This is a genomic window from Clostridium sp. (assembly GCF_036642255.1).
Taxonomy (GTDB): Bacteria; Bacillota; Clostridia; order Clostridiales; family Clostridiaceae; genus Clostridium_J.
The window spans coordinates 135,873-148,890 of the sequence record NZ_JAVWDJ010000003.1 but is presented as its reverse complement, the minus strand read 5'-3'; the positions used below and the strand labels follow the sequence as shown (position 1 = coordinate 148,890).

General features: G+C 32.5%; 12 protein-coding genes. 10 read left to right on the top strand and 2 right to left on the bottom strand.

Translation table 11 applies throughout. The features are described from left to right. The first annotated feature begins 6 nt into the window (after window positions 1-6). The 3 genes from RR409_RS02525 to RR409_RS02515 are packed head-to-tail and all read left to right on the top strand — an operon-like array spanning window position 7 to window position 2,414. Window positions 7-912 carry a branched-chain amino acid ABC transporter permease gene (locus tag RR409_RS02525; RefSeq protein WP_332556145.1) on the top strand — a complete coding sequence of 302 codons (906 nt, stop codon included), beginning with the start codon at window positions 7-9 and terminating at the stop codon, window positions 910-912. 1 nt (window position 913) lies between these two features. After that, complete coding sequence (locus RR409_RS02520; RefSeq protein WP_332556144.1) at window positions 914-1,717, top strand: ABC transporter ATP-binding protein; 804 nt, start codon at window positions 914-916, stop codon at window positions 1,715-1,717. Beyond that, entirely contained in the window at window positions 1,704-2,414 is a 711-nt protein-coding gene (locus tag RR409_RS02515) for an ABC transporter ATP-binding protein (protein ID WP_332556143.1), read from the top strand. Before RR409_RS02520 ends, RR409_RS02515 begins: the two co-directional genes overlap by 14 nt. A gap of 75 nt (window positions 2,415-2,489) precedes the next feature. Here RR409_RS02515 and RR409_RS02510 read toward each other — a convergent pair whose 3' ends face one another. Together RR409_RS02510 and RR409_RS02505 are read right to left on the bottom strand one after the other, a co-directional pair. Further along, the gene (locus RR409_RS02510) at window positions 2,490-3,719 is read right to left on the bottom strand and encodes an MFS transporter (RefSeq protein ID WP_332556142.1); all 1,230 of its coding nucleotides are present in this window, start codon (window positions 3,717-3,719) and stop codon (window positions 2,490-2,492) included. A gap of 565 nt (window positions 3,720-4,284) precedes the next feature. Continuing rightward, window positions 4,285-4,488, bottom strand: coding sequence for a nucleic acid-binding protein (locus RR409_RS02505; protein WP_332556141.1), 204 nt, complete (start codon window positions 4,486-4,488; stop codon window positions 4,285-4,287). Window positions 4,489-4,893: 405 nt separating this feature from the next. Between RR409_RS02505 and RR409_RS02500 the strand changes: the two genes are divergently transcribed. The 7 genes from RR409_RS02500 (at window position 4,894) to RR409_RS02470 (ending at window position 12,785) form a co-directional block, all read left to right on the top strand. After that, a complete protein-coding gene (locus RR409_RS02500; protein WP_332556140.1) occupies window positions 4,894-5,808 on the top strand; it encodes an ABC transporter ATP-binding protein in 915 nt (304 codons plus the stop codon). After that, complete coding sequence (locus RR409_RS02495; protein ID WP_332556139.1) at window positions 5,805-6,659, top strand: ABC transporter permease; 855 nt, start codon at window positions 5,805-5,807, stop codon at window positions 6,657-6,659. Before RR409_RS02500 ends, RR409_RS02495 begins: the two co-directional genes overlap by 4 nt. Before the next feature lie 803 nt (window positions 6,660-7,462). Then, window positions 7,463-8,851, top strand: a complete 1,389-nt coding sequence (locus RR409_RS02490; protein WP_332556138.1) for an L-cystine transporter — start codon at window positions 7,463-7,465, stop codon at window positions 8,849-8,851. A 112-nt stretch (window positions 8,852-8,963) separates the two neighbouring features. Then, window positions 8,964-9,398 carry a MarR family transcriptional regulator gene (locus RR409_RS02485; RefSeq protein WP_332556137.1) on the top strand — a complete coding sequence of 145 codons (435 nt, stop codon included), beginning with the start codon at window positions 8,964-8,966 and terminating at the stop codon, window positions 9,396-9,398. A 257-nt stretch (window positions 9,399-9,655) separates the two neighbouring features. Then, window positions 9,656-10,009, top strand: a complete 354-nt coding sequence (locus tag RR409_RS02480) for a carboxymuconolactone decarboxylase family protein (protein ID WP_332556136.1) — start codon at window positions 9,656-9,658, stop codon at window positions 10,007-10,009. A gap of 87 nt (window positions 10,010-10,096) precedes the next feature. Continuing rightward, a complete protein-coding gene (gene lpdA / locus RR409_RS02475; protein ID WP_332556135.1) occupies window positions 10,097-11,797 on the top strand; it encodes a dihydrolipoyl dehydrogenase in 1,701 nt (566 codons plus the stop codon). After that, window positions 11,787-12,785, top strand: a complete 999-nt coding sequence (locus RR409_RS02470) for a lipoate--protein ligase (RefSeq protein WP_332556134.1) — start codon at window positions 11,787-11,789, stop codon at window positions 12,783-12,785. Before lpdA ends, RR409_RS02470 begins: the two co-directional genes overlap by 11 nt. Window positions 12,786-13,018 lie beyond the last annotated feature (233 nt).

Here is a 13,018-nt window from a genome sequence, read left to right as displayed (position 1 = left end):
GTATTCATGGATATTAGTTGGTACTACTTAAAAGGAATCCTTACCCTTGCAGGAATCTTTATGTTACCTGTGCTTGGACTTTCATTACTAACAGGGTTTACAGGGCTATTTTCTTTTGGTCATGCAGGGTTTATGGCTATTGGGGGATACACTACTGCACTTATGATGACAAAATTACATTTACCATTTGTTTTGTCAGTGTTAATTGGTGGCGCAGTGGCTTCATTAATAAGCATTCTTATAGGTAAAGTTACATTAAATTTAAAGGGAGACTACTTTTGTATTGCTACATTAGGCTTTGGTGAAGCTATTAGATTAATATTAGATAACGTACAGTTTTTTGGTGGAGCTAGGGGATGGCCAGGAATACCCTTAGCAACTAATTTAACAACAGTGGTAGTGTTTGATATTTTAGGCGTTATACTTTTATTTAATGTTATAAAATCAAGACAAGGTAGAAATATGATTGCAATAAAAGAAGAAGAATTGGCTTCTCAAATGATAGGGATTAATGTTTTTAAATATAAACTAAAAGCCTTAATAATAAGTGCCTTTTATGCTGGTGTTGGTGGAGGGCTTTTAGCTACTTATCTTGGTTTCCTTCAACCAAAAATGTTTGCACTTACAAGATCAACAGAACTTACCATAATTGTGATTTTCGGAGGACTAGGAAGTATTTCTGGTAGTGTTCTTGGATCTCTTGTATTGATATCATTACCAGAACTATTAAGGACCTTTGCCAATTGGCGATTAGTTATTTATGGCGCTGCAGTGGTGTTTATAATGATTGCAAGACCACAGGGATTAATGGGAGGGAAAGAATTTAGAATTTCTGCCTGCATTAATTTCTTTAAGAAGCTATTTAAAAAGAAAAACATTAAAGATAGTGTATCTAAGGAAGAGGGTGTTTAATATGGCATTGCTAGAGATAAATGGCTTAACTAAACAATTTGGAGGACTTACAGCGGTTAATGATGTGGGGTTTAAAATTGAAGAAAACAGTATTACTGGATTAATAGGACCAAATGGAGCAGGAAAAACCACCATCTTTAATTTGATAACAGGAATTTATAAGGTTTCCTCAGGAAGTATTATTTTTGATGGTAAGCATATTGAAAACAAAGAAACTTTTAAAGTTATAGAGACAGGAATAACTAGAACCTTCCAAAATATAAGGTTATTTAAAAATCTCACTGTGTATGAAAACATACTCACAGCATGTCATAATAGCGCAAATTATTCTTTTGGAGAGGCATTATTGTTTGGTACTCTTCCTAAGACTCTTAGTAAGAAAACTAGATATAGAAAGGAAGAAAATAATCTAAAAGAACAAGCTGAAGAATTAATGGAAATAATGGGACTTACAGATAGAAGAGCTTTTATTGCAAATAATCTTCCATATGGAATCCAAAGAAGGCTTGAAATAGCAAGAGCTTTAGCTTTGAAGCCAAAGCTGCTTTTATTAGATGAGCCAGCTGCAGGGATGAATCCAGATGAAACTATAAAGCTTATGGAACTTGTTATTGATATTAGAAAAAAATTCAACTTATCGGTATTATTAATTGAACATCATATGGACATGATAATGGGAATTTGCGATAACATTGTGGTATTAAACTTTGGATGCAAATTAGCTGAAGGCACACCTCAGGAAATACAAGGGAATAGCAAAGTGAAAGAAGCTTATCTAGGAGGTGGAGAAAATGCTAAAGGTTAATAATTTACATGTTTATTATGGTGGGATTCATGCCTTAAAAGGGATAAATGTAGAAGTAAACCAGGGAGAAATAGTAACAATAATTGGATCAAATGGAGCAGGTAAATCCACCTTGTTAAATTCAGTTTCTGGATTTTTAAAACCAAAGGATGGAACTATATCCTACATGGGTGAAAAGATTACTACTAATCCTACTAAAATAGTGAAAAAGGGCATGTGCCATGTGCCAGAAGGAAGATTAGTTTTTGTAAATTTAACTGTTAAAGATAATCTTTTACTAGGTGCTTATTTAAGAAGAGATAAGAAAGCTATTGGAGAAGATTTAGAGAAAGTTTACACTTTATTTCCAAGACTTAAAGAAAGAGAAAAACAGATAGCAGGAACTCTTTCAGGAGGAGAACAACAGATGCTTGCCATGGGAAGAGGACTTATGAGTAATCCAGACTTAATACTATTAGATGAACCTTCTCTTGGACTTGCACCTCTTCTAGTTCAAACTATTTTTGATATAATAATAGATATTAAAAAAATGGGTAAAACCATATTGCTAGTAGAACAAAATGCCTTTCAAGCACTTTCTATTGCGGATAGGGCTTATGTTTTGGAACAAGGAGTTATAACTATGGAAGGCGATGCTAAAGAAATTGCAAAAAATCCACAGATCCATGAAGCTTATCTTGGGGTTCAAAAGGTGTAGATGTGATTATAGAAAAATAACTTCATCATAAAAGGACGCCCTATAGGCGTCCTTTCTATGTTACATTATTTTAATCTAGTTTTCTTGAATTCCAACTTTTGCTTTTCCAGCCTCAACTAAATCTTTGCTACCAATTAAGAAAAATCCTTGAATGAACAATAGAAAACCAGTTCCTATGAGGAGCCATTCAATTTGAATTGCATCAGATATTGGTCCAAAAATAAGCATTCCAAGAGGCATCATTGAACTTGAAATCATGCCTAAAACACCGAATACTCTTCCCAAGAAATCTGGTTCAACCTTTTCTTGTAGTAAAACCGTTGAAGGTGTATTGAAAAAGGGAAGAGAAACACCAATCATTACCATAATAAATAAGTAAACCCAAAAATTAGCAACAATCCCTAGAGCAAAGGTACCTATACCAACCATGAAACTTGAAAATGTCATGGTATGAACCTTGTTTTTAAAGCCACCCCAAGAAGCCATGATAATTCCTCCGAACATCATTCCAAGGGAGAAGGTAATTTCAATGGCGGTTAAGCGCCAAACATCATCTCCAAAAGTCCTTGTAACTTGAAGTGGAGTTAGAAAGGCAACGGGAGCCACCAAGAAAAAGAAGAAAGCACAAAAGATAAAAAACTTTTTCACATAAGTATGACCTTTAATGTAGGAAATTCCTGCAGCTAGATCTTTGAAATAGCTGACTTCTTGTGTACTTTGTGCTTTTGCATGGGGAGATACTTTCAAAAATAGCAACATTACCAAAACCGCAATAGCCGCTGTAACTACATCAATGAAAAAGATAGCTTCTATGGAAGCTACGGATAGTAGAGCACCACTGAGCATTGGTGAAATTAACATTACCATGGATTGAATACTACCATTTATGCCATTGACTCTTGTTAGCTGATCTTCAGGTACTATTTGAGGCATAAACGCTCCTATAGCTGGAGTTTGAATTCCAGTCCCTATTGATCTTAGTGCGGACATAACAAAAAGCAAGCCCATGGATTCGTAGCCCATTAAGAATAGTATTGCCAGTATAAGTGTACTTAGGGCAATGAAGGAATCTGATAACATAATGAGATTTTTTCGATTATAGCGGTCCGCCCACACTCCTGCAAAGGGTGAGAGGAAAAATGTAGGAAGGAATCCACAAATAATAGAAATAGTCATCATGAGACCTGATTTAGTATTTAAGGTAATATACCATAAAATCGCATACTGAACTAAAGAAGAACCAAAAAGTGATATAGTTTGGCTTAATAAAAATAGCACCATATTTTTCTTCCAATTATTTTTCATATGTTAATAGTCACTCCAATCTAATGCTGTGATTTAATACCTGAACTCCGCAGAAAATTTGTCTTAGTTTATATATCCAACTTAGTAATTTAATAAGAGTACCCAATATTAATTTTTTTGTCTAAAGAGCCTAAAATAATATTTATGGTAAACTTTAAAATAGATATATAGATTTTAAAACGAAAAACTAATATATGTATATTAGAACCTTAATGGAACCAAGGTAGCTCTATGTATACGCAGAATCTTGAAATTAGTTCATCATAGATATAAATTAAATTTAAGAAGTCCAAGTGCATTACTGAAACATTTTACTATATATATTGCCATCTTTACAATGATTATAGACAAAAACAAAAGAAGATTAAATAAAACTATAAATTGCAAATGCAGCAAAGGGTGAAAGTTCAATGATATCAGGAAAATAGTGCACGGATATGCCTAATAACCGTTGGTGAAGTTTTTAGTAATGAATAAATTAAGAGGGTGAATTTTTATCACCCCCTTAATTATAATACTTGAATGCTATTACTTAATATAAGATCATAAAAAATAATGTGTGTTCCTAGTTAGCAAAAACATTATATTCATCTGTATATAAAACTATATAACCACAATTAGGGCATACCGCCGCTTTAGGTTTAGCTGAAACACCATTAAATAGCCCTTTACCTTTTTTTGTGATTCTAATTCCATACATACCATATTGGATATCGATTGCTAAATCCTCTACCATTTCGGTTTGACATTGAGTACATATTCTTTTCATTTCTCTCCCTCCATTTGAATTAGTTAGCTCTAATTTATTTTAACTGCCTTATTAATTATAGTGAGATTCCATGATAATAATTACATAATTATAAGTATGTGTACATTAATTTAGAGTTGGTTTTATTTTTAAAGAGAATCACATATCAACACAGAGGAGTTATTAATGTAATGAAAAATTAAAATTTACTAAGGATTTTCATGTTTTTTATTCAGGACATAAAGTTATGTGTAAAAAACTCAAAATAAAACCTATTGGAAAATATTGTTGGAATTTTAACAATATTGCTATAATATAATTAAAAGATATGAAATATCGGAGATAAGTGAAAGTTAAATAATATAAATGTGGACTAGATTTTCAGTTTTAAGAAGAATTTAAAATAAAGTTAAGGGGATGTGGGCTATGGATAAGATTATTGAAATAACAGGTCTTAGAAAATCCTATGGGGAATTAGAAGTAGTAAAAGGCCTTGATTTTTTTGTTGAGAGAGGAACATTATTTGCTTTTTTGGGTCCTAATGGTGCAGGAAAGTCAACTACTATAAACATAATAGGTACCTTGCTAAAGTCAAATGGAGGTGAGGTTACTATTGATGGGTATGGCTTGGGCAAGGATGATGATAAAATTCGTCACATGATTGGTACAGTATTCCAAGATAATGTATTAGACAAACTGTTGACGGTAAAAGAAAACCTAATAATCAGGGGAAGTTTTTATCATTCCAAGAAAGATGAGTTAATGGCAGCTGTTGATTATGCAGCAAAAAGTACAGGAGTAACAGGATATTTAGATCGTAAATATGGTGAATTATCAGGAGGACAGAGAAGAAGAGCAGATATTGCAAGGGCCCTTGTAAATGCACCTAAAATTCTAATCTTAGATGAGCCTACAACTGGATTAGACCCACAAACTAGGCAGAATGTGTGGGAGGCTATTGAGTATTTGAGAAAAGAAAAAAATATGACTATCTTCCTTACTACTCATTATATGGAAGAGGCAGCCAAAGCAGATTATGTAGTAGTTATCGACAATGGAACTATTTCAGCAAAAGGTACTCCTGCACAGTTAAAAGAAGAATATAGTACTGATCATTTGATAATGCATACTTCATCTATGGAAGAAATCACTTATATCCTTAAAGATATGGGACTTGCCTATGAAATTAAGGGGGATACAGTAACAATTAAGTTAGATTCAACCCTACAGGCAATGCCTATTTTAGAGCAATGTAAAGGTAAATTAATAGGATTTCAAGTAGTGGAAGGAAATATGGATGATGCCTTTATTAATATTACTGGGAAGGAGATAAGAGAATGAGATATTTAGTGAAACGTAATTTGTTAATATTTTTCCGTGATAAAAGCAGTGTGTTTTTCTCCCTTCTTGGGGTATTGGTAATTATTGGTCTTTATGTTTTGTTTTTAGGTGATATGATGGTAAAAAACATGGGTGATATGAAAGGTGCCAGGTTTTTAATGGATAGTTGGATTATGGGAGGATTATTAGCAGTAACTCCTATAACTACATCCTTAGGAGCTATGGCAACCATGATTGAAGATAAAAGAAATAATATATATAAAGATTTTCAAGCTTCACCTTTAAAGAGAAGTACTCTAGCAGGAGGTTATATAGTTAGTGGATTTTTCATTAGTCTTATCATGACCTTAATTACTTTTGTTTTGGCAGAAGGGTATATTGTTATGTATGGTGGAGAACTATTAACCTTTGAAGCTATGTCAAAAGTCATATTGTTAATTATCTTTACCACTGCAGCTTCAAGCTTCATGATGTTTTATATGGTGTCTTGGTTTAAAAGTGTAAATGCTTTCTCTACTGCAAGTACTTTAGTAGGTACTTTAATAGGATTTCTTACAGGAATTTATATACCTATCGGAAGTTTACCAGAGGCTGTACAGTTAGTTGTAAAAGTATTTCCACCTTCCCATGCAGGAGTATTATTTCGAAGAATTATGATGGAGGAAGCCGAGAAGATTACCTTTGCAGGTGCACCAATTGCAGCATTGGAGGAATTTAGATTATCCTTAGGGGGTGCCTTCAAAGTTGGAGATACTATTCTAAGCCTCAATGCCAGTTTAATTTATATTTTTGTTTTTATGGTTATATTCTTTGGGCTATCCATTTTGAAAATTTCTAAAAAAGAAAAATAGTTGAACCTTCACTTTATTTAGGTTGATATATGCATTTAATTGAAAAAAGCGAGGGATTGTATGAACTAAAGGAAGCTACGCTGTACTGAAATTTTAGAACACTTGGGCAGAATGGAAGCATCACTTCCTACTGGGAGGATTTTTATTGAAATAGGTTATTTAATGGTGTTTGTACTAGTTGTAATTAGTTTATTATTAGTCCTATTACTCACTGGACGAAGCCATGGCAAAAATGTGTAGTAAAGATAGTGCAGTAACTTTAATCTAATTTTTATAAAAAGCAACTAGAACTCATGAGTTTTTCATGAGTTCTAGTGTTGAAGAATTGTTAGATTAAAAGTATAAATTTTAACAATAATCGATTATTAATATTATAAAAGAATTTTTACTTGTTCTAATACAATGAAAACCACCTTTTGGCTCTCAGCCTTAAGGTGATTTTATTTTAAATTAAAAAAATTTTTGATGGAAACTAATCCAAATTGGAAAAAATTTCTGGTTGATTGCATATGCTTAGAATAAGAACTAAAAAAACTAGGAAAGACTCTTAAAACTGTGAATTACCACTTAAATTTAGGGTGTGAGTTATAGAAAAGTAGCTAATAGTAAGTTTGGGAGGAGGTTAGAACTGTAGAAGGCATAGGAGAACATTATTAAAAAACAAAGAGAAATAGAAACTTAAAGAATAGTTGATGTACATAAGTTAAGTGTAGAGATTATACTAAAAAGTACACTCATTATAGAAAGAAGATACACAAGATTATGAGGAATTATAAAATAATAAGAGCTCAAGGGGGTATAAAATGAATACAACAATCCACGTGATTTTAAACCTTATCATAATGATTGCTTTCGTCTATGGGATAATATGGATGCAAAAGAAACACTACTCATTTACTGTTAGGGTTCTTTTAGCCCTTGTAGTAGGTATTTTATATGGGGCTGTACTCCAATTATTGTACGGCGCAACAAGTCCTGTGGTAAAGGAAGCTAACACTTGGTTTGCTATATTGGGGAATGGTTATGTAAGACTATTAAAGATGATAGTTATGCCATTGATATTTGTGTCAATATCCACAGCTATTATAAACCAAAATTCTAAGGATCTTGGAAAAAAAGCTGGAACTATTATAGCCGTTCTTATTATAACTGCAGGAATATCTGCAGCTGTGGGAGCTTTTACTGCAGGAGCCTTTAACTTAGATGCTAGTGGAATGCAAGCAGGAGAAGCTCAAATTAAACAAGGTGAAAAGTTAGACGAATCTTTAAAGAGTTTCCAAGCAAAATCGGTTCAAGATCAAATAGTGGAAATAATACCAACTAATCCATTCTATTCTTTGACAGGACAAGGAAGTGCGGCAACCTTATCAGTGGTTGTATTTGCAGGGTTCATTGGGATTGCTACTATTGGAATTAAAAAGAAACATCCAGAATCAGCAGAAACCTTTACTAAATTCTTAAACTCAATCCATGATGTTGTTATGAGAATGGTAACGTTAATACTTAGATTAACTCCTTTTGGAGTATTAGCACTTATGACTAGAATGGTTTCAACAAGCAACTTTGCTGAAATAGTTAAGTTGATGAAGTTTGTTGGGGCATCATATGTAGCCATAATAATTATGTTTATAATACACTTTATAATACTAGCACTTAATGGGCTAAACCCACTAACTTATCTAAAGAAATCAGCAGCAGTACTAACCTTTGCATTTACTTCAAGAACAAGTGCAGGTACCCTTCCTTTAACTATTGAGGCTGAGACAAATAAACTAGGTCTTTCAGAAGGAATAGCTAATCTTTCAGCTTCGCTTGGAACAAGTATAGGTCAAAATGGATGTGCTGGTATATATCCAGCAATGCTTGCAGTAATGATAGCTCCAACTGTGGGAATAAATCCAATGGAGCCAGGATTTTTAATTAAACTTATAATAGTTACAGCATTAGGTTCCTTTGGTATTGCTGGAGTCGGTGGAGGAGCAACTTTTGCAGCTCTAACAGTTTTATCTGCTATGGGACTTCCTGTAGGGTTAGTTGGTCTTTTGATAGCAATAGAACCACTTATTGATATGGCTAGAACAGCCCTTAATGTAAGTGATTCCATGGTATCTGGGCTAGTTACAGGGAAGAGATTGAAGGAAATAGATATGAAGGTATATAACAGTAAGGAAAAAGTAGAAATAAGTGAATAATCTATAATAAAAATATCCAGCTTAAAAAGTATTTTAGGCTGGATATTGATTTTTTAAATAAGGTATTTATAATGAATAAAATAGTTTATAATAATTAATGAGGTGATGATATATGTTTAATTTAGATGATTGCATCGGAATTATAACAAGTAGAGGTACAAAACATATAGTTGATGCTTTTAATAATAGATTAGCGCTTTATGGTATTACAAGAGTTCAATGGATAGCTCTTTATTATATAGGAAGAAATGAAGGTATAACTCAAAAGGAATTATCAGAGGAAATGGATTTAACGGAATCCACAGTAGTAAGACTTATAGATAGATTAGAAAAGGAAAATACAGTTGAACGAATGAAGGATGGAAAAGATAGAAGAATAACTAAGCTATATCTAACTAAAGAAGGCAAAGAGAAAAGAGAAGCTTTGCTTCCCATTGGAGAAAGTTTTTCAAATGAGGCTAACAGTGGAATAAGTGAAGAGCATTTAGAAATCTTTAAAGAAGTGCTAAATAAGATTGTATTTAATGTGAAAGAAGGAAATAAATAAAAGATATATAAATAAACTCTATTATATTATACAAAATCCACTTGTAGAAAGAGAACGAGGAAATATGATTATAAATCAATATATATTTCATTATTTTCTATAACATATAAAATATAATAAATTCAGCTTTAACTATTTCAAAAAAATATATGATAAAACATTGTCAATGCCACCGAAAGGTGGTACTATAAAAGTAGATACTTGCTATAGCAACTATTAGTATTGCAAGTAAAAATAGGTGAATGGAGAGATACATTATGAATAAAAATCCAAGAGAACTGCTAAATGCCTTTATGGGAGGACTACAAGAATTAGGAAATACAAATGGAGCTAATGTAGAAGCTTTTATGGGACTTTTAGGAACAACCTATACACCAGGAGCTTTAGATGTTAAAGCTAAAGAATTAATAAGTGTTGCAATTGGTGCTTATAACCGTTGTGAATATTGCATAGTATTCCATGTTTATAAAGCTTTAGAAGCAGGAGCTACTAGAGAAGAAATAATGGAAGCAGCTATGGTTGCAGTTGCATTTGGTGGCGGACCATCAATGGCGTACTCAGTAACTCTTCTTAAAGATTCAATTGATGAATTTGAGAAAGACTTCAAATAATTAATAAATACGTACCTGTGCAAATAGTTTGTACAGGTACATATTTTAGTGAACTTGTTTATTATTGAATATAAGGCGGGGATAATAATGGTTGAATTAAAAATTGATAAATTAGCAGGTCATAGTAAAACAGGTAAAGTTGGAAAAGTAAATGTTAAGGTTGGAGACAATTTAAAAGCTGGAGACATAATTTTTCAAGTTGAAGGAGACAAGGGAAATGCCCCAATAAAAGCAAGTTGTTCAGGAATTTTAAAGGAGCTAAAGGTAAATGAAGGAGACACAGTAAATGTAGGGGAGATATTTGGAATTGTAGAAGGAACCGCAGAAACAAAGGAAAAATCTAAGGGTTTTGATTACTTTAGCTCAATGTTAAAACCAGTAAAAAGGGAGGTAAGCTGTGATTTAACAGTAATTGGTGCAGGCCCAGGAGGATATGTAGCAGCTATTTATGCAGCTAAAAAAGGTTTGAAAACTGTAATTATTGAAAAGGAAAATCTAGGTGGCACCTGTTTAAATGTAGGATGCATACCAACTAAAGCATTGGTGAGATCCTCTGAAATATTTGACAATGTAAAGCATGGAGTAGAATTTGGAATTAAAGTAGCACATGCAGAAGTAGATATGAATCAAGTAATAAATAGAAAAGATAAAATAGTGAAAAATCTCACTGGTGGTATAGATTTTCTATTAGAAAAAAATTCTGTAGAGAAAATCACTGGTTTAGGTGAAATAATAGAAAAAAATAAGGTTTTCGTAAAGAGTAAAAGAGAAGAAGTCACTATAAGTACGAAGAATATAATAGTTGCAACAGGTTCAAAGATTGCAAACATTAATATAGAAGGATTTAATGGAGATAAGGTTATAAATAGTACTGAGGCATTAGAGATAAGGAAACTTCCAGAGAAAATGGTGGTTATCGGTGGCGGTGTTATCGGCATGGAGTTCGCCTTCATTTATTCGAATTTTGGTGTAGAAGTAACTGTTGTTGAATATATGCCAAAGATACTTTGCTCTATGGATGAAGATGTTGTTGATGAAATAAAATCCATAGGTGAAGAAAAAGGAATTAAGTTCTTTACATCATCAAAAGTCACTGGAGTAAAAAATAGTGAAGATGGAAAGGCTATTGTGTGCTTTGAATCAAATGGAGTTGAAAAGTTAATTACCTGCGATAAGGTACTAGTTGCCATAGGAAGAGAACCTAATATAGAAGGCCTTGGAATTGAAAACATTGGAATTGAGTTAAACTGTAATGGAAAAGGAATAAAGGTTAATGATAAACTAAAAACAAACATAGATAATATTTATGCTATTGGTGATGTTAATAATAAAATAGGCCTTGCTCACGTTGCATCCCATGGAGCAATGGTGGCTGTAGACAATATTTTAGGTGAAGAAAAAGAAATGGATTACTTAGTGGTACCTAGTGTGGTGTATACTACTCCAGAGGTTGCCACAGTGGGGGTAACAGAAAAATCAGCTCTTGAATGCGGTATTGAAATAAAGATAGGAAAATTCCCTTTCATGGCTAATGGAAAAGCTTTAACATATGGAGAAGAACGAGGCTTTGTAAAGGTGATAAAAGATAAGAATAGTAATAGATTAATTGGAGCTTCTATAGTGGGGCCACATGGTTCTGATTTAATCGGTATATTAACTTTAGCTATTAAGAATAATCTTTCAGAAGAGCAAATAAAAGAAACAATTTTTGCTCATCCAACAACAGCAGAAGCAATTCATGAGGCGGTGTTATCTTTAGAAGGCGGTGCGATTCACTTTGATAGCTAAAAGAAAGGTTATAGTTTCTAATAGTTACAATCCTTATTTCAACTTAGCATTGGAAGAACTTCTTCTAAATACAGTAGAAAAACATGAAATAATAATGTATCTGTGGAGAAATCAAAATACAGTGGTAATAGGTCGAAATCAGAACCCATGGAAGGAATGCAACTTAGAGGTCTTGTCTAGGAATAAAGGGAAATTGGCAAGAAGGTTGTCAGGTGGGGGAGCGGTTTATCACGATTTAGGAAATCTAAATTTTACATTTTTAATGAGTGATGAAAATGAGGACTTAAGTAAGCAGCTGTCTGTAATAATAAAAGCGTTAGAAGAATTAGGTGTAAAAGCAGGGTTTTCAGGAAGAAATGATATTCTAGTGCAAAATAAAAAAATATCTGGAAATGCCTTTTATAGAGAAGAGGATAAATACTATCATCATGGAACTTTATTATTTGACGTAGACATGGAAGTACTACCCACAATATTAACTCCCTCAATAGAAAAGTTAGAATCAAAGGGAATAGATTCTGTTAAGAGTAGGGTGACGAATTTAAAGGGCTGTAAGGAAGGTTTAACTATTGATAAGCTAAAAGAAGCATTAATAGAAGCCTTTAAATATAACTATGGTAAAATAGATAATACACAATATGTAGATGAAGGCTCTGTCAGCATGGAGAATCTTATCTTAAAGTATTCCAGTGAAGAATGGGTATACGGAGATTGCCCAAGCTTTGATGTGTCTATGGATAAACTCTTTAAAGAAGGGAAAATAGAAATTAATCTTAAAACCGAAGAAGGAAAAATAAACCAGTGTAAAATATACACTGATTCCTTGATGACAAGGGAGTTTACTGTGATTGAGAACTTATTAAAAGGTTGCAATTTTAATAAGGTTGATATTTTAGAGAAGCTAGAAAATGCAAATGAAAGCTTTCCTAAAGGCGAAATTAATGTTTTAACTATGGTTAAAGAGATTATAGAAGATACGATGATTTAATTTAATTTATTTATGAAGAATATATTAGTATAAAAATATCTTTTATAGATACCTAATAATGATTTTGTAAAAGCTAGTTAGTTAAAAGAATATAATGAAATTAGATTATAAAGAGATAATGATAAGGAAAAATAGAAATTACAATTGAGCTTAGTAATTTACAAATAAGCAGTAATAGTAAATAAGAATTTAGTCTAATGGCTAGATTCTTATTTTTTTTATAAAAGGCATAG

Coding starts and splice junctions, on each gene's coding strand:
- RR409_RS02525 (WP_332556145.1), top strand. CDS start 7: ATGGATATTAGTTGGTACTACTTAAAAGGAATCCTTACCCTTGCAGGA.
- RR409_RS02520 (WP_332556144.1), top strand. CDS start 914: ATGGCATTGCTAGAGATAAATGGCTTAACTAAACAATTTGGAGGACTT.
- RR409_RS02515 (WP_332556143.1), top strand. CDS start 1,704: ATGCTAAAGGTTAATAATTTACATGTTTATTATGGTGGGATTCATGCC.
- RR409_RS02510 (WP_332556142.1), bottom strand. CDS start 3,719: ATGAAAAATAATTGGAAGAAAAATATGGTGCTATTTTTATTAAGCCAA.
- RR409_RS02505 (WP_332556141.1), bottom strand. CDS start 4,488: ATGAAAAGAATATGTACTCAATGTCAAACCGAAATGGTAGAGGATTTA.
- RR409_RS02500 (WP_332556140.1), top strand. CDS start 4,894: ATGGATAAGATTATTGAAATAACAGGTCTTAGAAAATCCTATGGGGAA.
- RR409_RS02495 (WP_332556139.1), top strand. CDS start 5,805: ATGAGATATTTAGTGAAACGTAATTTGTTAATATTTTTCCGTGATAAA.
- RR409_RS02490 (WP_332556138.1), top strand. CDS start 7,463: ATGAATACAACAATCCACGTGATTTTAAACCTTATCATAATGATTGCT.
- RR409_RS02485 (WP_332556137.1), top strand. CDS start 8,964: ATGTTTAATTTAGATGATTGCATCGGAATTATAACAAGTAGAGGTACA.
- RR409_RS02480 (WP_332556136.1), top strand. CDS start 9,656: ATGAATAAAAATCCAAGAGAACTGCTAAATGCCTTTATGGGAGGACTA.
- lpdA (WP_332556135.1), top strand. CDS start 10,097: ATGGTTGAATTAAAAATTGATAAATTAGCAGGTCATAGTAAAACAGGT.